Source organism: Nocardioides sp. CPCC 206348, from assembly GCF_048654705.1.
GTDB lineage: Bacteria > Actinomycetota > Actinomycetes > Propionibacteriales > Nocardioidaceae > Nocardioides.
Genome location: NZ_JBMCZA010000183.1, coordinates 1 through 24,572, shown reverse-complemented (window position 1 = coordinate 24,572; position 24,572 = coordinate 1). Strand labels below are relative to the sequence as shown.

The 24,572-nt window shown below is 68.6% G+C and carries 23 protein-coding genes; 18 read left to right on the top strand and 5 right to left on the bottom strand.

What is annotated here, in order from left to right:
- Window positions 1-188: 188 nt before the first annotated feature.
- Window positions 189-1,160 carry a PAC2 family protein gene (locus ACOADB_RS14865; protein ID WP_378600056.1) on the top strand — a complete coding sequence of 324 codons (972 nt, stop codon included), beginning with the start codon at window positions 189-191 and terminating at the stop codon, window positions 1,158-1,160.
- A gap of 11 nt (window positions 1,161-1,171) precedes the next feature.
- Window positions 1,172-2,020: an acyl-CoA thioesterase gene (locus ACOADB_RS14860; RefSeq protein ID WP_378600162.1), complete on the top strand. Its 849-nt coding sequence runs from the start codon at window positions 1,172-1,174 to the stop codon at window positions 2,018-2,020.
- On the opposite strand, the gene ACOADB_RS14855 is transcribed toward ACOADB_RS14860, so the two are convergent.
- A complete protein-coding gene (locus ACOADB_RS14855) occupies window positions 2,021-2,866 on the bottom strand; it encodes a MaoC family dehydratase (RefSeq protein WP_378600159.1) in 846 nt (281 codons plus the stop codon).
- A 1-nt stretch (window position 2,867) separates the two neighbouring features.
- The gene (locus ACOADB_RS14850) at window positions 2,868-4,214 is read right to left on the bottom strand and encodes a 3-oxoacyl-ACP reductase (RefSeq protein ID WP_378600054.1); all 1,347 of its coding nucleotides are present in this window, start codon (window positions 4,212-4,214) and stop codon (window positions 2,868-2,870) included.
- Window positions 4,215-4,379: 165 nt separating this feature from the next.
- On the opposite strand from ACOADB_RS14850, the gene ACOADB_RS14845 reads away from it, so the two are divergent.
- Together ACOADB_RS14845 and ACOADB_RS14840 are read left to right on the top strand one after the other, a co-directional pair.
- Window positions 4,380-5,660: an acetyl-CoA C-acetyltransferase gene (locus tag ACOADB_RS14845; protein WP_378600051.1), complete on the top strand. Its 1,281-nt coding sequence runs from the start codon at window positions 4,380-4,382 to the stop codon at window positions 5,658-5,660.
- Between the two features lie 77 nt (window positions 5,661-5,737).
- Entirely contained in the window at window positions 5,738-7,378 is a 1,641-nt protein-coding gene (locus ACOADB_RS14840; RefSeq protein WP_378600049.1) for an acyl-CoA synthetase, read from the top strand.
- Between the two features lie 33 nt (window positions 7,379-7,411).
- On the opposite strand, the gene ACOADB_RS14835 is transcribed toward ACOADB_RS14840, so the two are convergent.
- Window positions 7,412-8,113 carry a TetR/AcrR family transcriptional regulator gene (locus ACOADB_RS14835; RefSeq protein WP_378600046.1) on the bottom strand — a complete coding sequence of 234 codons (702 nt, stop codon included), beginning with the start codon at window positions 8,111-8,113 and terminating at the stop codon, window positions 7,412-7,414.
- Window positions 8,114-8,249: 136 nt separating this feature from the next.
- Between ACOADB_RS14835 and ACOADB_RS14830 the strand changes: the two genes are divergently transcribed.
- Complete coding sequence (locus tag ACOADB_RS14830; RefSeq protein ID WP_378600044.1) at window positions 8,250-9,362, top strand: hypothetical protein; 1,113 nt, start codon at window positions 8,250-8,252, stop codon at window positions 9,360-9,362.
- Window positions 9,363-9,381: 19 nt separating this feature from the next.
- Here the strand turns inward: ACOADB_RS14830 and ACOADB_RS14825 are convergent, their stop codons facing one another.
- The gene (locus tag ACOADB_RS14825) at window positions 9,382-10,905 is read right to left on the bottom strand and encodes an ATP-dependent DNA ligase (protein WP_378600041.1); all 1,524 of its coding nucleotides are present in this window, start codon (window positions 10,903-10,905) and stop codon (window positions 9,382-9,384) included.
- 12 nt (window positions 10,906-10,917) lie between these two features.
- Entirely contained in the window at window positions 10,918-11,526 is a 609-nt protein-coding gene (locus ACOADB_RS14820; RefSeq protein WP_378600039.1) for a TetR/AcrR family transcriptional regulator, read from the bottom strand.
- Between the two features lie 128 nt (window positions 11,527-11,654).
- Here ACOADB_RS14820 and ACOADB_RS14815 point away from each other — a divergent pair, with 128 nt between their 5' ends.
- From ACOADB_RS14815 to ACOADB_RS14755, 13 genes are all read left to right on the top strand, one after another.
- Window positions 11,655-12,605 carry a DNA-3-methyladenine glycosylase family protein gene (locus tag ACOADB_RS14815; RefSeq protein ID WP_378600036.1) on the top strand — a complete coding sequence of 317 codons (951 nt, stop codon included), beginning with the start codon at window positions 11,655-11,657 and terminating at the stop codon, window positions 12,603-12,605.
- Between the two features lie 82 nt (window positions 12,606-12,687).
- Complete coding sequence (locus tag ACOADB_RS14810) at window positions 12,688-13,644, top strand: alkyl sulfatase C-terminal domain-containing protein (protein ID WP_378600034.1); 957 nt, start codon at window positions 12,688-12,690, stop codon at window positions 13,642-13,644.
- Window positions 13,644-14,468 carry an MlaE family ABC transporter permease gene (locus ACOADB_RS14805; protein WP_378600032.1) on the top strand — a complete coding sequence of 275 codons (825 nt, stop codon included), beginning with the start codon at window positions 13,644-13,646 and terminating at the stop codon, window positions 14,466-14,468. The genes ACOADB_RS14810 and ACOADB_RS14805 overlap by 1 nt, the downstream gene beginning before the upstream one ends.
- Window positions 14,468-15,337, top strand: a complete 870-nt coding sequence (locus ACOADB_RS14800) for an MlaE family ABC transporter permease (protein ID WP_378600029.1) — start codon at window positions 14,468-14,470, stop codon at window positions 15,335-15,337. Before ACOADB_RS14805 ends, ACOADB_RS14800 begins: the two co-directional genes overlap by 1 nt.
- Window positions 15,338-15,346: 9 nt before the next feature.
- Window positions 15,347-16,402, top strand: coding sequence for an MCE family protein (locus ACOADB_RS14795; protein WP_378600027.1), 1,056 nt, complete (start codon window positions 15,347-15,349; stop codon window positions 16,400-16,402).
- Complete coding sequence (locus ACOADB_RS14790; RefSeq protein ID WP_378600024.1) at window positions 16,399-17,415, top strand: MCE family protein; 1,017 nt, start codon at window positions 16,399-16,401, stop codon at window positions 17,413-17,415. The genes ACOADB_RS14795 and ACOADB_RS14790 overlap by 4 nt, the downstream gene beginning before the upstream one ends.
- Window positions 17,412-18,392 (top strand): MCE family protein, encoded by a 981-nt coding sequence (locus ACOADB_RS14785; protein ID WP_378600021.1) that lies wholly within the window; start codon window positions 17,412-17,414, stop codon window positions 18,390-18,392. Before ACOADB_RS14790 ends, ACOADB_RS14785 begins: the two co-directional genes overlap by 4 nt.
- Window positions 18,389-19,426: an MCE family protein gene (locus tag ACOADB_RS14780; protein ID WP_378600019.1), complete on the top strand. Its 1,038-nt coding sequence runs from the start codon at window positions 18,389-18,391 to the stop codon at window positions 19,424-19,426. Before ACOADB_RS14785 ends, ACOADB_RS14780 begins: the two co-directional genes overlap by 4 nt.
- A 14-nt stretch (window positions 19,427-19,440) precedes the next feature.
- Window positions 19,441-20,664 carry an MCE family protein gene (locus tag ACOADB_RS14775; RefSeq protein ID WP_378600016.1) on the top strand — a complete coding sequence of 408 codons (1,224 nt, stop codon included), beginning with the start codon at window positions 19,441-19,443 and terminating at the stop codon, window positions 20,662-20,664.
- Window positions 20,664-21,752 carry an MlaD family protein gene (locus tag ACOADB_RS14770; protein WP_378600014.1) on the top strand — a complete coding sequence of 363 codons (1,089 nt, stop codon included), beginning with the start codon at window positions 20,664-20,666 and terminating at the stop codon, window positions 21,750-21,752. The genes ACOADB_RS14775 and ACOADB_RS14770 overlap by 1 nt, the downstream gene beginning before the upstream one ends.
- Window positions 21,749-22,300: a hypothetical protein gene (locus ACOADB_RS14765; protein ID WP_378600011.1), complete on the top strand. Its 552-nt coding sequence runs from the start codon at window positions 21,749-21,751 to the stop codon at window positions 22,298-22,300. The genes ACOADB_RS14770 and ACOADB_RS14765 overlap by 4 nt, the downstream gene beginning before the upstream one ends.
- 81 nt (window positions 22,301-22,381) lie before the next feature.
- A complete protein-coding gene (locus tag ACOADB_RS14760) occupies window positions 22,382-23,602 on the top strand; it encodes a phospholipase D-like domain-containing protein (protein WP_378600009.1) in 1,221 nt (406 codons plus the stop codon).
- A 9-nt stretch (window positions 23,603-23,611) separates the two neighbouring features.
- Entirely contained in the window at window positions 23,612-24,508 is an 897-nt protein-coding gene (locus tag ACOADB_RS14755) for an SDR family oxidoreductase (protein WP_378600006.1), read from the top strand.
- Window positions 24,509-24,572: the final 64 nt, after the last annotated feature.

Here is a 24,572-nt window from a genome sequence, read left to right as displayed (position 1 = left end):
GTCGCCAGCGCCTACGGCGAGGACGTGCTGCTGCTCCTCCTCGACCGTCTCCAGCACGGCGCGGACCAGGCCGAAGCCCTCCAGGCTGTGTTGGGCATCACGTCCAGCCAGCTCGCCCAGCGTGGTGTGGCGTTGATGACCACCACCTACGACCGCTGACCCCGATTCCCCGCCACTAGGCTGGTGTCGTGACCTCTCCTGCGCAGCCCACCGGCCCCTCCTCGCGCGTGGTGCACATCGTCGACGAGGTGCCCGAGCTCGAGGGCGTCAGTTCCCTGCCGCTGATCGTCGCGCTCGAGGGCTTCCTCGACGCGGGCAGCGCCGGAGCCCTGGCCTGTCGCCACCTCGTCCGGACCGGCGCCGACTCGCCCGAGGGTGGGGGAGTCGTGGTCGCCACCTTCGACGTCGACCAGCTGCACGACTACCGCGCCCGCCGGCCCCCGATGACCTTCGCGCGCGATCACTACGAGGGCTACGAAGCCCCGCGCCTGGTGGTGCGCCTGCTGCACGACACCGGCGGGACGCCGTACCTCCTCCTGCACGGCTCGGAACCGGACATCCGCTGGGAGGCGTTCTGCCGCGCGGTGCTGGAGGTCGTCGAGCGGTTCGCGGTCTCCCTCGTGGTGTCGATCGGCTCGGTCCCGATGGCGGTGCCGCACACCCGCCCGATCGCGATCACCCACCACGCCAACAACCCCGAGCTGCTCAAGGGGACCAGCCCCTGGCGCGGCGAGCTCCGTGTGCCGAGCAGTGCCCAGGCGCTGCTGGAGGTCCGTCTCGGCGAGTGGGGCCACGACGGCCAGGGATTCGTGGCGCACGTGCCGCACTACCTCGCCCAGCTCGACTACCCGCCGGCGTCGATCGCCCTCCTCGAGCAGGTCGAGCTGGCCGCGCGCCTGACCATCGACCTCACCGCGCTGCGCGAGCTCGCCGACGAGCGCGAGGAGGAGATCAGCCGCTACCTCGCCGCGAACACCGAGGTGGCCGACGTCGTCTCCGCGCTCGAGCAGCAGTACGACACGTTCGCCCGCGCCGAGGACGAGGGCAGCAGCCTGCTCGCCAGCGACGAACCGCTGCCGACCGGTGAGGAGATCGGCCAGCAGTTCGAGCAGTTCCTGGCCGGCCTCGAACGTCCCGACGAGACCGGAGGACAGGCGTGACCGAACGCACCATGGGCGAGGCGACCCGCAAGCTGGTGGCCCTGCTCGACCTCGAGCAGCTCGACACCGACCTGTTCCGCGGCACCCAGCCCGAGACGATCCGTCAGCGCGTGTACGGCGGCCAGGTGGCTGCGCAGGCGCTGATCGCGGCGTCCCGCACGGTGCCCGAGGGCTTCCACGTGCACTCGCTGCACTCGTACTTCCTGCTGGCGGGCGACTACAACGTCCCGATCATCTACGACGTCGAGCGGATCCGGGACGGCAAGTCCTTCGCCACCCGTCGCGTCCTCGCGCGCCAGCACGGCCGGCCGATCTACTACCAGTCGCTCAGCTTCCAGAAGCTCGAGGAAGGCCTCGAGCACCAGGACGTGATGCCCGAGGTGAAGGGTCCCGACGAGGGCCTGAACCTCATGGACCTGATGAAGGAGCGCGGCAACGACGACGGCCTCAGCACGGAGTGGGCGGCGCTCGACGTCCGCTGGCTCGGCAACTCGTCGTACGGCCTGGACCCCGACCCGATGCACCCGTCGCGGACACAGGTGTGGATCCGCGTCGACGGGCGGCTGACCGACGACCCGATGGAGCACCTGGCGACCTTCACCTACGCCAGTGACGTGTCCCTGCTGGGGGCGACCCTGGCTGCGCACCCCGACAACGGGCCGGACAAGGTGCAGATGGCCTCGCTGGACCACACCATCTGGTTCCACCGGCCGTTCCGGGCCGACGAGTGGTGGCTCTACGACCAGCAGTCCCCGTCGGCCAGCGGCGGACGAGGGCTCGCCCTGGGCAGGATCTTCACCCAGGACGGAACCCTCGTCGCCACGGTTGCGCAGGAGGGGCTCATCCGCCCCCGACGCTGACTACAGCGCCGTCGTACGACCGAGCAGGTGCGGTGCACCCGTCTTCGGGTTCACCAGCGTGAAGTCGTAGCCGGACTCGTTGCGGTCGGCGCCGAACTGCACCTTCCCCGGAAGGAAGATCGGCTTCTTGAAGGCGACCGACACGTTGACCGCGTCGGGCAGCCGGTTCTCGAGTGCCGCGATGCAGCGCGCCTTGCTCCACATGCCGTGCGCGATGTGCCGGGGGAAGCCCAGTGCCTTCGCGGTCAGCGGGTAGAGGTGGATCGGGTTCCGGTCGCCGGACACCGCACCGTAGGTGCGGCCGAGGTTGTCCGGAAGGCTCCAGACGGGTCCCTTGGCCTCGACGGCGGCGAGGTCCATGCCCGGGTCGCCGTTCTCCTTGTCGCCCTTGCCGATGCGCAGGTACGTCGACGTCGACTCCCACACGACCTCGTCACCGACGGTGCCGGTGACGTTCATGTCCCACGCGCGGCCCTTGGTGCTGGCGCGCAGGTTCTCGGCGACGAGCGACAGCGAGACGGTCTCGCCGATCGCCACCGGACGGTGCTGGGTGATGGAATTCTCCAGGTGCACCGAACCGATGGCCGGGAACGGGAAGTTCACGTCGGTCATCAGCTGCATGTGCAGCGGGAAGGCCAGCATGTGCAGGTAGGGGACCGGGGCGACGTCGCGCTCGGGGAAACCGCACACCGCTGCATAGCGGTTCACCGCCGAGCGCTCGACGACGACGTCGTTGCGCTCGAGGGTGAGGTCGGGCAGCGTCGTACTGGTCTTCTTGACGCCCGGCAGCTGGTTCACGCCGGGTACGGCGGGCAGGGCCGCCTTGAGCATCACGGGCAGGGCCATGTCAGGCACCCAGCATCATCTGGCCGCAGACCCGGACCACGTTGCCGTTGACGGCGGACGAGGCGGGGTTGGCGTACCAGGCGATGGTCTCGGCGACGTCGACCGGCAGGCCACCCTGCGACATCGCGTTGAGGCGCTGGCCGACCTCGCGGGTCGCGAACGGCACGGCGGCGGTCATCGCGGTGATGATGAAGCCCGGAGCGACGGCGTTGATGGTGATGCCGTCCTTGAGCTCGTCGGCGAGGCTGTCGACGAAACCGATGACGCCGGCCTTGGAGGCGGCGTAGTTGGTCTGGCCCACGTTGCCGGCGATGCCGGCGATCGAGGCGACACCGATGATCGAGCCGCCCTTGTTGATGACCTTCTGGTCGAGCAGCTCGCGGGTGATCAGCTCGGGAGCGGTCAGGTTCACGCCGATGACCGAGGTCCACCGGTCGCCCTTGTCGTTGGGCGCCATGTTCGCGAGCTTGCGGTCGCGGGTGATGCCGGCGTTGTGGACGACGACGTCGACGCCGCCGTGCTTCTCCTTGAGGTGGTGCGCGATCCGCTGCGGCGCGTCCTTGGCGGTGATGTCGATGGTCAGCCAGTCGCCGTCCAGCTCGTTCATCAGGCTCTGCAGCTCGCTGGCTGCCTGCGGCACGTCGACACCGACGATGGTCGCGCCGTCACGGTGCAGCACGCGGGCGATGGACTCGCCGATGCCGCGGCTCGCGCCGGTGACGAGGGCGATCTTGCCGGCCAGCGGCTTGGTCCAGTCCTCGACGCTCGTGGTCGTGGCCTTGCCGTGGGCGCCGACCCGGACGACCTGGGCGGAGACGTAGGCGGACTTGGGGGAGAGGAAGAAGGCCAGGCTGCTGGTGATCGCGGCCTCCTCGCCGTCGGCCACGTAGACCAGCTGGACCGTGCCGCCGCGGCCGATCTCCTTGCCGAGGCTGCGGGTGAAGCCCTCCAGCGCACGCTGGGCGACGCGCTCGCTGCCCTTGGTCTGCTCGGGCGGCGTACCGATCACGATCACGCGGGCGCAGGACTCGAGGCTGCGCAGCAGCGGGGTGAAGAAGTCGCGGAGGGCGACCAGTTCGTCGGCGGTCTTGAGGCCGGTGGCGTCGAAGACGAGGCCCTTGAGCTTCTCGCCGTCGACGGGGGTGGTCGTCGACGCGATGCCGAGCAGGTCGAGCAGGCCGGGGAGCGACTCGGCGAGTCGGCCGGTGCCGCCCACGAGGACGGTGCCCTGGACGAGCGGGTCGCCGTCGGAGTAACGGTCGAGTGCGGTCGGGTTCGGAAGGCCGAGGTTCTTGACGAGGAGCTTGCCGATCGGGGAGGTCACGAAGCCCTGGTACTTGTCGCTCATGGTGCGGCCGCCTGCTTTCTGCAAGGGTGGAAGTGCGGGAAGGTTGGTCCACGGGCCGAGCCCGCTCGGACCATATGTAACTAGATGTGTAACTCTGAGTCCATATTTCGTGATCTGCCCCTCAAATCGTTCTCTTGAGGGGCTCAGCGCCTGAGGATGGAAAACATGGCAAACACAGTTCGTCGGGCCGCCGTCATTGGTGGTAACCGCATTCCCTTCGCCCGCTCCAATGGCGCCTACGCCACTGCCTCCAACCAGGAGATGCTGACCGCCGCGCTCGACGGCCTCGTCGCCCGGTTCGGACTGGAAGGCGAGCGTATCGGTGAAGTGGCCGGTGGCGCCGTGCTCAAGCACAGCCGCGACTTCAACCTGGTGCGCGAGTCGGTGCTCAGCACCCGCCTCGCCCCGGAGACGGCTGCCGTCGACCTCCAGCAGGCCTGCGGCACCGGCCTCCAGGCGATCAACTACATCGCCAACAAGATCAAGCTCGGCCAGATCGAGTCCGGCATCGGCGGCGGTGTGGACACCACGTCCGACGCCCCCATCGCGATCTCCGAGAAGCTCCGCAAGAAGCTGATCCAGCTGAACAACGCGCGCTCCACCAAGGACCGCCTCGCGATCCTGGCGACCATCCGTCCCGGCGACGTGGGCCTCGCGATCCCGTCGAACGGCGAGCCGCGCACCAAGCTCTCCATGGGCGACCACCAGGCGCTGACCGCCCTCGAGTGGCAGATCACCCGTGAGGACCAGGACCTCCTGGCCGTCACCTCGCACCACAACCTCGCCGCGTCGTACGACGAGGGCTGGCAGGACGACCTGATCTCGCCGTTCCGTGGGCTCGAGCGTGACAACAACCTGCGCGGCGACTCGTCGCTGGAGAAGCTCGCGACCCTCAAGCCGGTCTTCGGCAAGGGCGAGGCCGCGACCATGACGGCCGCCAACTCGACCCCGCTGACCGACGGTGCCTCCGCGGTGCTGCTCGGCTCGGACGAGTGGGCCAAGGAGCACGGCCTCGAGGTGCTCGCCTACTTCGTCGACTCCGAGGTCGCTGCTGTCGACTTCGTGAACGGCGCCGAGGGCCTGCTGATGGCTCCGGCCTACGCCGTCCCGCGGATGCTCGAGCGCAACGGCCTGACCCTGCAGGACTTCGACTTCTACGAGATCCACGAGGCGTTCGCCTCGCAGGTCCTGTCGACGCTCGCTGCCTGGGAGAGCCCGGTGTTCTGCAAGGAGCGCCTCGGCCTCGACGCGCCCCTGGGCTCGATCGACCGCAGCAAGCTCAACGTCAAGGGTTCGTCGCTGGCGGCGGGTCACCCGTTCTCGGCCACCGGCGGCCGGATCGTCGCCAACACCGCCAAGCTGCTCAAGGCCAACGGCGGCGGCCGCGCGCTGATCTCGGTCTGCGCCGCCGGCGGCCAGGGCGTCGTCGCGATCATGGAGCGCTGAGCGACTCACCCGCATCGCGACGGCCCGCTACGGATGATCCGTGGCGGGCCGTGGCGAGAACCGAAGGCGGGAGAAGGATGACGATCGACCTGCCGCTGAGGCTTGCCCGCACCGGACTGGACGAGGCCACGTACGTCTGGCTCGCCACCAAGGCGGGTCTGCTGACCCCGACGCTGCCGCACAAGGCGGCGAAGATCGCGGTGGGCTACCTGAAGTACGGGGGACTCGGCGCGCTGCCCGTGCTCGCCGCGATCCGGTACGGCGATCGCGCGGCCGTGATCGACGAGCGGGGCGCCCTCAGCTTCAAGGACCTCGACGCGCGGTCCAACGCGCTGGCCAATGCCTGGCGCGAGCGCGGCCTGGAGCCGGGCGAGGGCGTGGCGATCCTGGCCCGCAACCACCGTGGCTTCCTCGAGGCGACGTTCGCGGCCGCCAAGTGCGGCGCGAGGATCGTGCTCCTCAACACCGACTTCGCCGGCCCGCAGGTCCGCGAGGTCGCCGAGCGCGAGGGCACCGACCTGCTGGTGCACGACGACGAGTACGCCGGCCTCCTCGAGGGCGTCGAGCCGCGACGAGGGCGGTTCCGCTGCTGGGCCGACACCGACGGCCCCGACACCATCGACGCGCTGATCGCGGGCGCGTCGAGCAAGGCACCGCCTGCTCCTGGTGTGCAGTCGAAGGTCATCCTGCTGACCAGCGGCACCACCGGCACGCCGAAGGGCGCATCGCGCCCCGAGCCACGATCGTTGGCGCCTCTCGGTGCCATCCTGAGCAAGGTGCCCATCAAGGCCCGTGAGATCACGGAGATCCCGGCGCCGATGTTCCACACGTTGGGCTTCGCGCACGCAGTCATGGCGATCGCGTTCGGCTCGACCGTGGTGGTCCGGCGCAGGTTCGACCCGGTCGCCGTCCTCGACAGCCTCGAGACGAACGGCGCCACCATGATGGTCGCCGTACCGGTCATGCTGCAACGGATGCTCGACGCACCCGGCGGCTTCGACGTGCAGCGGGACTTCCCAAACCTGCGGATCATCTTCGTGGCCGGGTCGCAGCTGGGTGCTGAACTGGCCAGACGGGCCACCGACGGCTTCGGCCCGGTGGTCTACAACCTCTACGGATCCACGGAGGTCGCCTACGCGACGGTCGCCACGCCCGACGACCTGATGATCGAGCCGGGTTGTGTCGGCCGACCGGTCAAGGGCGCGATCGTGAAGATCCTCGACGAGTCGGGCAACGAGCTGTCCACCGGCGTCACCGGCCGGATCTTCGTGGGCAACGGCATGCAGTTCGAGGGGTACACCGGCGGTGGCGGCAAGCAGAGCGTCGACGGACTGATGGCCTCGGGCGACGTCGGACACTTCAACGCCGACGGCCTGCTCTTCATCGAAGGTCGCGACGACGACATGATCGTCTCCGGCGGTGAGAACGTGTTCCCCGGTGAGGTGGAGGAGCTGCTGGCCACGATGCCGCAGGTCGAGGAGGCGTCCGTGGTCGGCGTACCCGATGAGGAGTACGGGCACCGCCTGGCCGCGTTCGTCGTACTCCGTGGGGACACGACGCTGACCTCCGACGAGGTTCGTGACCACGTACGGGTGAACCTTGCCCGTTACAAGGTCCCGCGCGACGTGCACTTCCTCGACGAGCTCCCTCGCAACCCCACGGGGAAGGTCCTCAAGCGAGAGCTCCGGGACATCGCCGCAGGTGTCGTCGGCCCTTGAGGCGAGGGTAGGGGCACTCCTTCGTCGCGAAGGTCAGGCGGTGGCGCGGTTGGGCGACACGAGCGCCAACGCCGAGGTCACCATGTAGGAACGAACCTGGTCCGCAGTGACCCGGTTGACCGTCGGGATGCCGGGCGCGACCTCGCTGACCAGGACGCCGAGCCGGGCAAGGTGCAGGGCGCCCAGGCCGCTGGCGTACAGCGTGTTGGCCAGCAGGACCGGGTCCTCGGTCAGGCTGAAGGCCTTCGCGGCGGCCCCGTCGCGGAGCTCGTCGGCGAAGATGGTCAGGCAGGAGGTCATGCCCCGGCCGAGGCGCAGGAGTGCGCTCTCGGACAGGTCGTCGAACAGCTCGCCGGCGGGGCGCGTCATCAGCGACTGGGCACAGTCGACGAAGGCGGGATGCGTCACCCCGAAGTCCACGAACGCACCGACGATGGCGGCGAGGCGCCCGGTGTGGGTCGTCTCCGGCGCCGCCGCTGCGACCATCGCTTCCTTCAGCTCCTCGAGGTAGCCGACGAGGGTCAGCGAGAAGAGCTCTTCCTTGCCGGTGAAGTGGCGGTAGACGATCGCGCGGTTGATGCCCACCGCGCTGGCGATCTCCTCGATCTGTGCGTCGCGGACACCCTTGGAGTCGAACAGTTCGCGGGTGGCGGCGATGATCTGTGCTTCGCGCTCGCGTCGGCGCGCGGCGGCGGCCTTGCGTCGACCGTCGCTCGCGGGTGCCTGGCTTGCCATGGCCCGAGTGTACGGCGTGTGCAACTCAGTGTTGCAACAAGTGTGACCGGACCGCCTCGATCGTGTCGGCCTCGGCGGCCGAGCTGTCGTCGCGACAACGGACGACGCGACGGCTCTGACTCGGTACGCTCCGCAGATGGGCGTTGAACCGGACGGCAAGGTCGCCGCGCCCGGACGTGCCCCCGGCGCGGAGACCGTCCCGGAGGTACGGGAGACGGCTGGTCCCGACCTCGCGGTGGGCCTCGTCGGGCTCTCCAGGAGCGCTGCCGCCGGCGATCCGCACCCCTCGATGACGCCGAAGCAGCTGCTCGCGCTCCAGCGGACGGCCGGCAACAGGGCCGTCCAGCGGGTCATCGGGACACCGACGGTGCAGCGCGACAAGGACAAGAAGAAGCCCGACTCGATCCAGGTCACGGGCAAGGCCAACGAGCCGGCCTACTACCAGACGAAGTCGGCCGAGCTCGCGATCCGCAAGGGCGGCCACAACGTCGCTGCGTGGACCACGCCGACCTGGGAGTTCAACGGCGCCTACATGGCCAACGACATGTCCGTCCTCAAGCTCTCCTACGAGCTCGGGTTCGTGATCGACCTGCCCTCGGACTACGACGCCGCCAAGGTCGAGATGCTCAAGCAGCACGAGCTCGGACACGTGGAGATCGCCAAGCGCAAGGCCAAGGAGGCGTTCGAGGTCTCGCTGAAGGCCAGGATCGAGGCGTTGGAGGACGCGCGCGACCTCAACGTCATCAAGGCCATGATCAGCAAGGCGATGGACGAGGCCAAGGCGGCGGAGAAGGCGGCCTCGCAGGCCTTCGACGACGCCGAGTACAAGGTGATGTCCGACCGCTACCGGGGCATCAAGGCGCCGCTCGCCGAACTGACGAGGTCCTCGCCCGGGATCGCGTCAGCGGCCAGGGTCCTGAAGACCGTCCCCGGGGGCATGCACAGGGCTCGCGGCACGGCTGCGTCCGGCGTCACGGCCGGCATTGCGGCCAAGGTCGACGCGGCAGCCGGAGCGTTGAGCCCCGCCGAGCTGGCGCGCGTCCAGTTCAACCCGGAGTTCGGCGCACTGGTCAGCAGCGCGCAGGCAGCGGCCAGGGACTTCATCACGTCAGGAGAGCTGGCGAAGGGACTCGAAGGCATCGGCGACGGGCCGGCGTTCAACCAGGACGAGATCCCCGGCGCGCAGAAGGTCGTCGCCGCGTGCGGCAAGTTCTCCTACTCCTCGTCGGGCGCGTCCGCCGGCTTCTGACCCGGGCTGCGGCGTTCGCTCACCCGAGGAGGGCCTTGACGGCGTCGATCGTGTCGGCCTCGTCGGCTGACTTGTCGTCGCGGTAGCGCACGACCCGGGCGAAACGGAGCGCCAGCCCGCCGGGATAGCGCGTCGAGCGCTGGAGGCCGTCGAAGGCGATCTCGACCACCTGCTCCGGCCGGACCGTGACCACCCAGCCGTTGTCGTCGACCTCGAGCTCGCCGAACCGCTCGGTCTGCCAGCGCAGCATCTCGTCGGTCATTCCCTTGAAGGTCTTGCCCAGCATCACGAAGCCGCCGGGCTGCGAGGGATCCCGCGCACCCAGGTGGATGTTGGAGAGCCAGCCCTTGCGTCGTCCGGACCCGCGCTCGACCGCGAGCACGACGAGGTCGAGGGTGTGGACCGGCTTCACCTTGATCCATGCAGCGCCACGGCGCCCGGCGTCGTACGGCGCACCGGCGGCCTTGACGACGACGCCCTCGTGGCCGTCGGCCAGGGCCGCTGCGGCGAACGTCTGTGCTGCGTCCGGATCGGTGCCGACCCATCGTCGTACGCGATGTTGTTCGGGTACGAGACGTTCGAGGGCGTCCCAGCGCTCCGTCGCCGGCAGGTCGAGCAGATCGGTGCCGTCCAGGTGCAGCAGGTCGAAGAAGTACGGCGTCACGACGGTTCGGCCGTCGCTCTCGCCCTGCGTGGCCGTCCGTGACGCCGTCTCCTGGAACGGTCGTGGGCGGCCGTCGTTGGCCAGCGCGAGCGCCTCGCCGTCGAGGACGATCCGGTCGGCGGGAAGGGCACGGACGATGGCGACGACCTCGGGGAGCCGCGACGTGATGTCGTCGAGGCTCCGGGTCGCGACCAACACGTCGTCGCCGTCGCGGTGCACCTGGATCCGGATGCCGTCGAGCTTCGCGTCGACGCCGAAGACCTCGCCGGCCGGGGCCGTCCTCTCGATCGCCGCGGCGACGTCGGGCGCCGAGGAAGCGAGCATCGGGAGGACCGGTCGGCCGACGCTGAGTCCCACGGCCGCCAGCGCCTCGGGCCCGGCGAAGGCGGCGTCGACGACATACGTCGCCCCGCCGGCCAGCATGGCGGCGCGTCGTACGGCGGACAGGGGCACGCCCGAGGCCAGCGCGATCGCGTCGGTGACCACGGCCTCCAGCGCGCCCTGACGGACCTCGCCGACAGCGACCGCCCGGAGCCACTCCTGCTCCGGCGCGGTCGCGGCGCCGAACAATTGATCCACCAGGGCGGCCCGCGCGCCCTGCGATCCCGCACCACCGAGGCCGGCCATCGCGCTGAACGTGGCGTCGACCTGGCCCACCTCCAGCGACGCCGACTCGGCGGGGGAGGGCAGCGCCTGGAGGCTGCGCCAGCCGAGCCCCGTACGACGCTGCCGCAGGCGCCCGCTCAGGTAGTGCGCAACGAGCGAGCGTTCCTCCGGCGTCGCGTCCAGCAGCAGGTCAGCGAGGAATCGGGTCTTGTCCTTGCGCGACCGTGTTCCGGCCACCGCGGCCGAGACGTCGACGAGATCGCGCAGCAGCACAACGCCGTCCGATCAGTGCGTGGCCTCGAGGACCGCGGCGCTCACGGCGCCCTGGATGACCTGCTCGTAGACCTCGTCGAGGCTCACCGCGGAGGCGCTGGTGAGGGACAGGTCGCCGAAGTAGCCGGCGACCTCGAGCGAGACGAAGCCGTGGAGCGCAGCGAACAGCGCCATGCCGGTCTGGATCAGGCGATCCTCGGGCAGGCCGGCCGACCGCACCATCACGGCGAGCGCCTCGATCGCCTCGAGTGCCGCGGCGAAGAAGCCCTCGCGATCGATCGGGGGGCGGGTCAGTGCGGCGTAGCGCTGTGGATGGGTGCGGGCGAAGACACGCAGCTCGTGGCTGAGCGCGCGCAGCCCGTCGGCGCCGGCGTGCCCCATGGCCGCGGCGCGCACGTGTTCGCCGAGCATCCGCATGGCCCGCACCTGGACGAGGGCGCGCAGGTCCTCGAGGTTCGCCACGTGGTTGTAGAGCGAGGAGACACGTGCCTCGAGCTCGGCTGCGAGCGAGGTCATCGTCAGGGCGTCGTACCCGTCGCGATCGACGAGAGCCTCCGCTGCCCGGAGCACGGCCTCCTGGTCGAGCCGGCCGCGGCGGGTGCGGGTCGCGTCGATGGTCAACTGCCCTCCGGGAGCGTGAGGTGTGCGAAAGGGGTTCGTACGATTGTGAGAGAGCGTAGTCGTCACGGACCGGATCCGGCGACTGGCAACGCCTGTCAGGCGTGGGTCATTGGCCTTACAGTGCTGCGATGACCTCCCCGGACGGAGTCCGTGTGTGGCACCCGGGGCGACCGGTCCCCGTGGCCGCGTTGCTTCGCCAGCAACGCCGCGGCGCTGGTGATCCGACGCATCGGCTGGACGTCGACGGGTGGCACTGGCGAGCGAGCCGCACGCCTGCGGGGCCGGTCAGCCTGGCCATCTCCAGCCAGCGCGCCGACGGCGGTGTCGAGATCCGGGCGTGGGGCGAGGGCAGCACCTGGGCGCTGGCGCAGGCCCCGGCGCTGCTCGGCGATCTCGACGACTGGACCGGTTTCGTGCCGCAGCACCCGGTGCTCGAGGACGCCCGCCGCCGGCACCCCCATCTGCGACTGGGCCGGACCGGACGCGTGCTGGAAGCCGTCGTCCCCGCGATCATCGAGCAGAAGGTCACCGGCCAGGAGGCCTTCGCGGGTTTCCGGGCGCTGGTGCGCCGCCACGGAAGTCCCGCGCCGGGGGCCGGTGCCGGGCACCACCTGATGGTCCAGCCCGACGCGGCGACATTGCGATCCATCCCGTCGTGGGAGTGGCTGGCCCTCCACATCGACCCCGCCCGGTCCCGGGCAGTCGTCACGGCGGCCCGACACGCCGACGCCCTCGAACGGATCGGGGACCTGGTGGGCGAGCACGCGGGCAAGGAGGCGGAGCGGCGGCTTCGAAGCCTTCCGGGAATCGGTGTGTGGACCAGCGCCGAGGTCCGCCAACGTGCCCTCGGCGACCCGGACGCGGTGTCCTTCGGTGACTACCACGTGGCGAAGGACGTGGGTTGGGCCCTGACGGGGACAGCGTTCGACGACGCCGGGCTCGCCGCGTACCTCGCGCCCTGGCGCGGGCATCGCGGAAGGGTCCCCTTCCTGGTCGCCGCGGCCGGTTTGAGGCGGCCACGACACGGTCCGCGCATGGCGCCACGTGAACACCTCAGGACGCGTGACCAAATTGCGTGATATCTGTTACACCGAGCAACAGGCAGTCGCGATGCTCCGCGACGGGCGGGAATTCACCCGCGATCCAAGGCAAGGGGTTCACATGGGAGTCGTCAGGATGGGTGCCTACGCGCACGCTTCCGCACCCGACGTCACGCGACTCCTCGAAGAGGTCGACCCGGCCGCATTCATCGTCGCGGTGCGGTCAGCGTCCGACGCAGATCTCCTCGCTGTGACCCATGACGCAGAGCGGGGTCTGGCCGTTGTCGAAGGTGTGATGCAGCGCCTGGGCGAGTTCGCCGTCTCCGAGCAGCTCGCGGAGATGGACTGCCACCTGCTGTGGGAGACCACCGACGTTCCCGGCGCGCGCCATGTCCTCCGTGTGCACGACGGTACGACGCAGGTGGTGGCTGGATCCGCGCCCACCGACCTGGCCGTGCAGGGAACGGCGCTCCAGCTGCTGCGCCTGGTCGCTGGCCAGCTCGACGTCGCCGTCGCCTACCTGGGTGACACGCTCCGTCTCGAGGGCTCGAGCGAAGCCGCGCTCGCCCTCGCCGCTCTCTTCGCTGTCGACGGCTCTGCCCCACTGACGGGTCAGCCCGTCAACCCTCGTGACATCGACCCGGTGCAGGTTGCCCGGGCACTCTCCGGCGTCAACGCCGACCATCTTCGGTCGGTCATGGCGTCGGGCTTCCGGCCGGTCATCCTCGAAGAGATCTTCGACCGGATGCCGGCCTACGTGAACGGCCGAAAGGCAGCAGGCGTCCAGATCACGGTCGGCTTCAGGTTGACCGGGCGCCCCGACGGAGAGGTGGACCGTTACGTGCTCCGACTCAGAGACGGTCAAGCGACCGTTCTCGCAGGGGAGGCGGCCGATGCCGTCGGCCGGGACGATCGCGATGCGACCGTCACCTGCGAGGCACAGGACTTCCTGCGCCTGGCAACCGGTCACCTCAGCGCCGTGACGGGCGTGCTGCGAGGACAACTGAAGGTTCGAGGCGACAAGGTCGCCGCGCTGCGCCTGAACTCGGCGTTCGACATCCCGACGGCGGCAGCCTGATGGCCGCCGTCGTTGCAGGTGGCCGGTCGTTCCTCAGCAGCTTCACCGACCGGTTCAAGGACGGCATCGAGACCACGGGTGACCTGGTCAAGCTGTCGGTCGAGTCGCTGCAGTGGGGTTTCTCCGACATCGTGGCCCGCCGGTTCTCCTGGAGCGAGTTCCTGCTCCAGTGCTGGTTCATGACGCGGGTGTCGCTGTTGCCGACGATCCTGGTGTCGATCCCGTTCGGCGTGATCACGTCCGTGCAGATCGGCGCAGCGGCCAACCAGATCGGCGCGCAGTCCTTCATCGGCGCCGTCAACGGCATCGGCGTTCTCCGGCAGGGAGCGCCGCTGGTGACGTCGTTGATGATCGCGGGCGCCGTCGGTTCGGCCATCTGTGCCGACCTGGGTGCGCGCACGGTCCGCGAAGAGATCGATGCGCTCAAGGTGATGGGCATCTCGCCGATCCAGCGCCTGGTGGCTCCTCGCATCCTGGCCGGACTCCTCGTGTCGATCCTGCTGACGGTCATCGTCGCCATGACGGCGATGACGACGGCCTTCGCCATCGTCGTCGGGACCGGCCAGATCTCCTCGGGCACCTACCTCGACTCGTTCGTCGGGCTCGCCCAGCCGGCAGACCTCGTGCTGGCGGAGCTCAAGGCGTTCATCTTCGGGTTCGTGGCGGTCATCGTCGCGGCACACAAGGGGTTGCACGCGTTCGGCGGTCCGAAGGCTGTTGCTGACGCGGTCAACCAGGCCGTCGTGCTCAGCGTGATCCTGCTGGCCGTGATCAACGTGGGCCTGACCCAGGCCTACGTCATGCTCTTCCCCGGAGGTGCCTGATGTCCCAGGTCCAGCTCGGACGCACCCTGGGCTCGCGGTTCTCCGACGCCCTCGTCGGCCTGACCGACGGCTTGATGTCGACCCTCGCCCAGCTCGGCTCCTTCGTGACGTTCGCGGGCAAGGTCTTCGTCAACATCCCCTCGACGATCGCCATGTACCCCAAGGAGGTCCTGCGCCAGATCAAGGACATCGCCTGGGGCAGTGGCGCACTCCTGGTGGGTGGCGGCACGGTCGGCGTGATGATCCTGTTGTCGGTGGCGGCCGGAACGTCCATCGGTATCGAGGGCTTCAACGGTCTCGAGATCGTCGGCCTTGCACCGCTGACCGGCTTCATCTCCGCCAGCGTGAACACCCGTGAGCTGGCGCCCCTGATCGCGGCGCTTGCGCTGGGAGCGCAGGTCGGCTGTCGGTTCACGGCGCAGATCGGTTCGATGAAGATCCACGAGGAGATCGACGCGATCGAGGTGATGGCGGTGAGCGCGATGCGCTATGTCGTGACCACCCGCGTCATCGCATGCATGGTGGCGATCCTGCCGCTCTACCTGATCGGCCTGATCGGCAGCTACGCCGCGTCGCAGGCCTCGGTCGTCTTCCTGTTCGGTCAGTCGCCGGGCCAGTACGACCACTACTTCTCTTCCTTCGTGCAGGGCCGCGACATCGTCTTCTCGATCATCAAGATCCTGATCTTCGCGCTCACGGTGGCACTCATCCACTGCTGGTACGGGATGAGGGTGGGCGGCGGACCCCAGGCTGTCGGCGAGGCCACCGGCACCGCCATTCGCGCGTCCATCGTGTCCATCGTCGTTCTCGACATGATCCTGACCCTGGTGTTCTGGGGCGGGGACCCAGGCTTCCGGATCTCGGGGTGAGGTGAAGAAATGGCTCGCGAAGAAACTCGGCAGCAGCTCGCACGACGCGGACTGATCGCACTGGTCGCCCTGGCGGTCATCGGTGCGCTCATCACGCTGCGCAGCAACGGCACCTTCGGGTCCAAGCCGCACGTCACCGCAGAGGTCGCCAACGCCGGCGGGTCCTTGCGTGCAGGCTCCGACGTGAAGATGAACGGCGCCATCATCGGCAAGGTCTCGTCGATCGACCGGGCGAAGTCCGGCGGAGGGGTGACCATCGACATCGAGATGTCCGAGGACGACATCGACTCGGTGCCCGCCAACGCAGTGGCCCGGGTACTGCCCGCAACGGTCTTCGGCACCACGTTCGTGGACTTCGTGCTCCACGGAAAGGGTTCCGGCAAGCTGAAGGCCGGCTCGGTCGTCAAGGCCGACTCCAGCCAGGGGACGCTGGAGCTGCAGCAGGCCCTCGACGACATCGACCGACTGGTCAAGGCGCTGGGCCCGGCGGAGCTCGCCTCTGCGATCGGATCGGCAGCCGAGGCGCTCGACGGCCGAGGCGGCCAGATCGGTGAGCAGGTCCGGGTCCTCAACTCCTACCTCGACAGGCTCAACCCGCGGATGCCCCAGGTGCGTGCCGACCTGACGGCACTGGCGTCCACGACGAAGCTGCTCGACGAGATCGCTCCTGACCTGCTCGACGCGACGGACGACGTGCTGGTCACGCTGAACACCATCGTCACGCAGGAGGCGTCCCTGACGGCGCTGATCTCCGGCGGAACCAACCTGGCCCGGACGTCCAGCAACTTCCTCAGCAAGAACGAGAAGCAGCTCGTGCGATTCATCAACGGGTCGGCCGTACTGCTCGATGCGGTCTACGACAACCGCAGGGCCGGCATCAGTGATGCGATCGCCGTCAACATCGCCCTGGGCAAGGTCGTCCCGACGACTGTGAGAGAAGGATTCGTGAAGACCGACGGCACGATCAAGCTCGGTGTGCCGCGCTACTACCAGCAGCGGCCGACGTACCGCACTGGCAGCACGGACCAGGCCGGTATCGGCGGACTGCTGGGGTCGGGCCGATGACCGGGCTCCGGACGATTGCGATCAAGTTCGCGGCCTTCGCGACCCTCAGTGGCCTGCTGCTCGTGCTGCTGGTCAACACGATGACCAACGGAGTGTCAGGTGACACCCGGGAAGTCGTCGCCGAGTTCAGCGACGTCAGCGGTCTGCGGATCGGTGACGACGTGAAGGCGGCGGGTGTCCGCGTCGGTCAGGTCAAGAAGATCGAGGCCACCGACGAAGGTGCCGAGATCACCCTGGAGGTCGCCCGTGAACAGGCGGTCCTCGACAACACCAAGCTCGTGATGCGCTACCAGAACCTCCTCGGACAGCGCTACATCGGCATGGTGCAGGGCTCCAAGCGGGGCGCCGAGGTCGCCGACGGTGCCAAGGTGCCGGTGACGCAGACGGACCCGGGCTTCGACCTGACCGAGCTGCTCAACGGCTTCCGCCCCCTGTTCAAGGTGCTCCAGCCGGCCGACGTGAACACACTCGCGACGTCGCTCGTCAAGGTCCTGCAGGGGGAGGGCGGCACCATCGAGCAGCTCCTGAAGCAGACCGGCGAGCTCAGCAACTTCCTCGCCGACAAGGACGCCGTCATCGGTGAGGTCATGACGAACCTCCAGCCGGTGCTCGACAACCTGGCCGGCCAGGGCGACGAGCTCACCGCCACGGTTCGGGAACTGCGAGGCCTGATGACCGGCCTGGCCAAGGACCGGGAGTCGATCGGTGCCTCGATCGACGGGGTCAGCCGCCTGGTCGGAGCGACGAGCTCGCTCCTCAAGGAGGTCAAGGTTCCCCTGGTGAAGGCGACGGATCGCTTTGTGACAGTTGCCGACATGCTCGAGAAGTCGCGAGGAACCCTGGAGGACGCGGTGCCCGCATTCGGGACCATCTTCGAATCGCTCGGTCGGGCGACGTCGTACGAGAACGCGTTGAACGTCTACGTGTGCTCGTTGTCGATCGCACTGACCGAGGGCGCCGGCGGGATCAACCCGGTCGGCAACAACGGACCATGGTCGGCGGTGTGTCGATGAAGCCCATGAACGAGCGCGACCCGATGCGGGTCGGCCTCATCACGATCGCGATCCTCGGACTCATCGGTGCCGCCGTCGTCGTGCTCAGCGTGACGTCGTTCGGCACGAAGAAGTACACCGCCGTCATCGAGCACACGGCGGGCCTTCGTACCGGCGAGGACGTGCAGGTGCACGGCGTCAACTCCGGGAAGGTGACCGGTGTGGAGCTCGAGGACGACCACGTGGTGGTCAGCTTCGTGCTGGACAGCGACATCGAGCTCGGCAACCAGACCACCGCGACGGTGAAGGTGGCCACCCTGCTGGGCAGCCACTACCTCGAGGTGGATCCCAACGGAACGGGCTCGCTCGCCAATGCCCAGATCCCGATGGATCGCACTTCGGTGCCCTACAACCTCCAGGACGTCATCGAGGAGGGCACGAAGGCGCTCGACAAGCTCGACCCCGACATCCTCGCCAAGGCCCTGACCGCCATGGCGGGAACGCTGGGTGCGAGCGAGGACGAGATCGGACCCGCGCTCGAGGGCGTTGCCCGGTTGTCCGAGGTCATCTCCAAGCGCTCCGACCAGGTGGGTGACCTGCTGGCCTCGACGCGCAGCGTGACCGACCAGCTCTCCGCGAGCAGCGAGGACATCGTCGGCCTGATGAAGCAGGCCAACCTCGTGGTCGGCGAGATCACCAGCCGCAAGGAGGCCATCCACACGCTCCTCGTGGAGACCACCGACCTCTCGAAGGCGCTCACCGCGATCGTCACGTCGACCAACGGCAAGTTGAAGCCGGCGCTGGCCGACCTGAACGCGGTGCTGGACACCCTCAACAGGCAGGACAAGCAGTTGACCAACCTGCTCGAGGTGATGGGCCCCTCGGTCCGGTACCTCGCCAACGCGACCGGCAGCGGCCCGTTCGTGCCGCTGTACCTCAAGCCGCCCGCTGTCCCGGCGGACGACACGACCTGCAAGCTGCGGGGTGATTGCCAGTGACCAGGTCGAGGAATCTGCTGCGCGGCCTGGGGGCCCTGGTCGTGACCGGTGCCGTCCTGGCCACCTCCGGGTGTGGCGTCGTCGGCGGCTCGGACACGATGACGGTGAAGGCCTACCTGGCCGACTCCGCCGGTCTCTTCGTCGGCAACGACGTGGGTGTCCTGGGCGTCAACGTCGGCTCGATCACCTCGATCGAGCCAGCCGGTGACAAGGTGCTGGTCACGATGGAGATCGACGGGGACCAGCCGGTCCCGGCGGACGCCGGTGCGGTCGTCGTGGCCCGCTCCGTGGCGACGGACCGCTACATCGAGCTCACGCCGGTGTACCGCGAGGGCGCCAAGATGGCCGACGGTGCGACGATCGATGTCGATCGCACCCGGACGCCTGTCGACTTCGACCAGGTCCTCGACTCGCTCAACGAGTTCGCGACCGGTATCGGCGGCAACGTCGAGACGACGAAGGCTGTCCAGCGGTTCATCGATGCAGGAACCAGCGCCCTCCAGGGCCGGGGACCGCTGCTGAACCAGACCATCCACTCCCTGGCCGACGGCGTCAGCGGCATCTCCTCCCAGCGCGAGGACATCGCCGCGACGATGAAGTCCCTGGACGTGCTGCTCAGCAGCATCGCGACCAACGAGTCGACGGCCAGGACCTTCATCCAGCAGGTCTCCAGGGCGTCGAAGATCCTGGCCGACGAGCGGGAGAACTTCCGTTCGGCCCTTCGCTCGCTCGACGAGGCGGTCACCACCGTGGCCAAGTTCGCCGTCGACAACCGCCAGGAGATCGTCGACACCCTCGATGGTTCGACCGAGCTGATGAACACCGTGCTCTCGAAGCAGGGCAGGCTCGAGGAGATCCTCCGCGTGATGCCGCTCGCCCTGCAGAACATCGCCCTGATCAAGGGCGATCGCCTGCCGGTCCGGATCGATCCGTTGATCCTGGTGCCCCTCGGCAACGTGTTGCAGGACATCTGCGACGGGCTGTTGCAGGGCACGCTCTGCGATGCACTCCTCGGGACAGGACTGGGCCAGTGAAAGGGAAGATGACGATGCGCTCGACCTCTGCCCGGGCCGTTGCGGCCGCAGCGCTGGCGCTCACCGTCGGCTCGCTGTCCGCCTGCGGTACGACGATGCGCGACCTCCCGATCCCGGGCACAGGAGTGTCCGGGGACACCATCGAGGTCAAGGCACAGTTCTCCGAGGCGCTGAACCTCGCTGTCGGGGCTCCGGTCAAGGTCAACGGCGTCGACATGGGCAAGGTCAAGTCGGTGACGGTGGACGACTTCGTCGCCGAGGCCACGATGACGCTGAAGACGGACGCCGAGCTCCGGGAGGGCGCGCACGCACGTCTGCGCTACACCACCCCGCTGGGTGAGCTCTTCGTGGACGTCACCAACCCGGCCACGGGTGCAGAGCTCGGCGACGACGCGACGCTGGCGCTGAAGGACACCGAGACCGCTCCGACGGTCGAGGACGCGCTGGCGCAGGCCTCCCTGCTGATCAACGGTGGTGGCCTGGAACAGCTGCAGACCGTCACCGAGGAGCTCAACACCGCGCTCGTCGGCAACGAGGGCGACTACCGCGCGCTGCTGGACCGCGCTTCGGTGTTCCTGACCCAGGCAAACGCGACGACCCAGAGCATCGACCAGGTGCTGAACTCGCTCAACGGGCTCTCGACGACGCTCGCTGCACGACAGGGCACGATCAACCGGGCGGTCAAGGAGATCACGCCGGCTGCGAAGGTCCTGCGAGAGAAGACACCTGACTTCACGCGGCTGCTGGCAGAGATCAAGAAGTTCACCGGTGCCGCCAACAGGACGGTGAACGCCACCCGGTCCCAGCTGCTCAGCATGCTGACGGAGCTCGAGCCTGTCCTGGCGGAGTTCGCCAAGAACAACGGGACCTTCGAGTCCTCGCTCAAGCTGCTGATCGCCGGCGCCCGGGCCGTCGACGAGGTTGCGGCGACCGACTACCTGAACATCAGTCTCGAGCTCCACCTCAACGGCATCGATGCCACGGGGGCGGTACAGGGCACCATCGCTGGTCTGCTCGGCCTGCTCGGGCTCAATCCGAACACGCCCGGTCTGGGCGACCTGCTGGACCTCGGTGGCCTGTTGAACCTCGGCGGTCTGGCTCCGGCCAACAAGTCGACGAAGTCGGGCTCCACGACCAAGTCCGGGACGTCCGGCAGCACGACCGGCTCGGGCAGCAAGCCCGATCCATTGGGACTCAACGGCCTCCTGCTGGGCCTGCTCGGAGGCGGATCGCGATGATGAAGATCCTGAGTGACCGTCTGTACCTGAGCCTCATCGGCATCGGGCTGGTCCTGGTGTTCGCCACTGCCTACATCTTCGCCGAGGTCCTGGACCAGCCGCTGACCAAGCGGCCCGTCACGGTCAATGTCGAGCTGGCACAGACCGGCGGTCTCTTCGAGGGGTCGGCGGTGACCTATCGCGGTGTGAAGATCGGAAAGGTCGAGAAGATCGTCCCGTCCAAGGGCGGCATCCTGGCCGAGATCGCGATCACCACGGAGACCGACATCCCCAAGGACTCACTGGTTCGGGTGCGTAGCCTCTCGCCGGTCGGTGAGCAGTACGTCGACTTCCAGCCGAAGAGCACCAAGGGGCCGTTCCTCGCGTCGGGCGACGTGATCCCCGCGGAGTCGACGGACATCCCCAAGAGCCTGAGCTCGACGGTCATCGCCGTCAACAACGTGCTGCGCCAGATCGACGACAAGAAGCTGCGCATCGTCCTCGGTGAGCTCAGCACCGGCCTCAAGGGCACCGGCACCGACCTGGGACAGATCCTCGACCAGGGCACCGCGATCCTCGCGACCCTCAATGAGGTGTGGCCCGAGACGGACCGCCTGATCACCAACGCCGGCACCGTCCTGCCCATCGTGACGGACAACGCGGACTCGTTGCGGGTCCTTGCCCAGTCATCGAAGCAGTTCGCCCAGTTCCTCCGCGAGTACGACCCCGAGCTGCGCGACATCCTCAAGCGCACTCCGGCGCAGCTCAAGGAACTGGTCCGGCTGGTCAACGACGCCGACACGGTGTTGCCGGGCTTCTTGGCGACGGGCGTTAGTTTCACTGACGTGTTCCGATCCTACGAACCCCACCTGCGGGCCCTCCTGCAGTCCTACGAGCCCGGCCTGCGGTCGCTGCTCGCCAAGGTCCAGGGTGGCGAGCTGCGCATCCAGATCATTGGCGACAAGAGCCCGCGCTGCAAGAAGTACGGCACCACGCGCCTCGACCCGGTGAACCCGGAGCGTCGGCCGCTCCAGAAGGACGCTCGTTGTGAAGCATCCTTCGCCACGCTGCAGCGGGGCGCCAACCATGCCCCCGGGCCCGTTCGGTGAGGGTCGGGAAGAGCCTGCACCGGGCCGCCGGCCCACTCGTCGCGCTGGTGCTCGCGGGCGCCGTGCTCTCCGGGTGCGGAGCCGACGACCAGCAGGCGAAGGACCTCAAGGAGGCCCGCGCGAAGGTGCAGGAATTGACGGCGGAGGACACCGCCGCTGATGAAGCCCTGGCTGCCGCCAAGACGCTGCTCGCCGAGATCACGACGTACTCCTGGAAGGAGGGTGACCACGAGTTCGCGTGGCTCGACAAGATCGCGGGCACCGAGCTGAAGGACAAGCTCGCTCCCAACGTCCCGCTCCTCCAGGAACAGATCGTCAAGGGCAAGGTCACCGCCAAGGGCCAGGTCGTCGACTCGGCAGCGCGCGTGGTCGACGAGACCCAGGTCGAGGTCCTGGCGTTCGTCGACCAGGCCATCACCGACGAGACCAACAAGGACATCAAGATCGAGGAGCAGCGGGTCAGCATGACCATGAAGCTGGTCGACGACGAGTGGCTGGTCGAGCGTCTCGAGCTTCTCAGCGGCACCAACAACGAACCCGTGCAGTAGTGCGTCGGCCCTTCGACCCGATGCTCTAGATTGACGCGCGTGGCGCATGGTGACAGGGACAGGCTCGCCGGGCTGAGAACGGTGTTGCGGCGGGTTCTGCTCACCGTGATCGGTGTCCCGTTCGTGGTGGCGTTCGCGATGTCCGTGGTCGACTCGTACCGCCGCCGCGGGAAGCGCCCCAAGCCGTTCCCGACGAGGGAGCCGCACACGGTCACCGTGGGCGACGGCCAGGTGACGACGTACACCTTCGGTCGCGACCTGTACGACGACATGCTGGCGGCGATCGAGGGCGCTGAGCAGCAGATCCTCTTCGAGACCTACATCTGGAAGGGCGACGCGACGGGGGAGCGGTTCAAGCGGGCCCTCATCGCCGCTGCCGACCGTGGCGTCGACGTCTACTGCATCTACGACGCATTCGCGAACCTCGTGGTCTCGCCTGCGTTCAAGCGGTTCCCGGCCAACGTGAAGGTGCTGAAGTACCCCGTCTACGCCGCGGGGTGGCGCTTCTTCGACCTCCGGCGCTACGGCCGCGACCACCGCAAGATCCTGGTCGTCGACGACAACGTCGGCTTCATCGGTGGCTACAACATCGGATCCAGCTACGAGACCGAGTGGCGCGACACCCACGTCCGGATCACCGGTCCGGCGGTGTGGGACCTCAAGCGGGCGTTCGCCGACTTCTGGAACCTCAACCGCCGGCGCCGCATTCGCGCCTCCGAGCGGCCGCTGCTGCTCGAGACCGCCTCGACCTGGGAGCCGCGGGTCCGGGTGCAGCGCAACGTGCCGCGCCTGTGGATGTTCCCGATCCGCTCGATGTACATCGAGGCGATCAACCGGGCCAGCCACAACGTGTGGATGACCCAGGCGTACTTCCTCCCCGACGAGGACTTCATCGATGCGGTCAAGGCAGCGGCACGCCGCGGCGTCGACGTACGCCTGCTCCTGCCGCTCAAGTCGAACCACATCGTTGCCGACTGGATCTCCCGCGGGTACTTCAGCCAGTTGCTCGACTCCGGTGTGCGGATCCTGCGCTACCGCGACGCGATGGTGCACGCCAAGACCGCCACGGTCGACGGCAACTGGGCGACGGTCGGCACGGCCAACATCGACCGGCTCAGCCTGCAGGGCAACTTCGAGATCAACGTCGAGATCATCGACGAGGGCTTCGCCCGTGACCTCGAGGCGATCTTCGAGGTCGACCAGTCCCACTGCCTCGAGCTCACCAGTGGTGAGTGGGAGGCGCGCGACGTGCACCGCAAGTTCACCGAGATGCTGCTCACCCCCCTTCGCCCGCTCCTCTGAGGAGGCCCCATGTGGTTCCGAGCCCCGGTGCGTGACCTCGCCGGCAAGCAGGTCTTCGTCACCGGTGCCGCGAGCGGCATCGGCCGCGCGGTGGCCGAGTACGCCGCCGAACGTGGCGCCGTGCTCCACCTGACCGACCTCCAGGCCGAGCCGTTGGCGGCGGTGGCCGACGACCTCAGGACCCGGGGCGGCCAGGTCGCGACCGCGGAGCCTGCAGACGTCTCCGACCACGCCCAGGTACGACGCCTGGCCGCCCACGTCACGCAACAGTCGGGTCCGATGGACGTGGTCCTCAATGTCGCCGGCATCGCGATCTGGGGCACCGTGCGCAGCCTCGAGCCCGAGCACTGGCAACGACTCGTCGACGTGAACCTGATGGGCCCGATCCACGTCATCGAGGAGTTCCTGCCGCCGATGATCGACGCCGGACGCGGTGGGCAGCTGGTCAACGTGTCGTCCGCGGCGGGCATCATCGCGATGCCCTGGCACGCGGCCTACAGCGCCACGAAGTTCGGCCTTCGAGGAGTGTCGGAGGTCCTGCGCTACGACCTGCGCAAGCACCGCATCGGCGTGAGCCTGGTGTGCCCGGGCGGGGTCGACACCGGCCTCGTGGCGACCATCCGGATCGCCGGGATCGACCAGCAGAACAAGGCGTTCGTCCGCGCACGTGGGCACTTCCAGAAGCGGGCGGTGACTCCCGAGAAGGCCGCCGAGGCGATCTGGCGAGGCGCGTTGCGCAACCGCTACTGGGTCTACACGTCGGCCGACATCCGGTTGGTGCACTGGCTGCAGCGGTACTTCCCGCCTGGCTACGCCGTCGCCATGCGGATCTTCAACTACGGGGCGAACCGGGTGCTTCCGTCCGTGGAGAAGGCGCGTCGTCCCGACCCGGTGGAGCCGGCGTGACCGCCGGTTCCGGGGCGCGCATCGCGCCCGGCGGGTGGCGCGACGTCGGGCCGTTCGTCGCCGG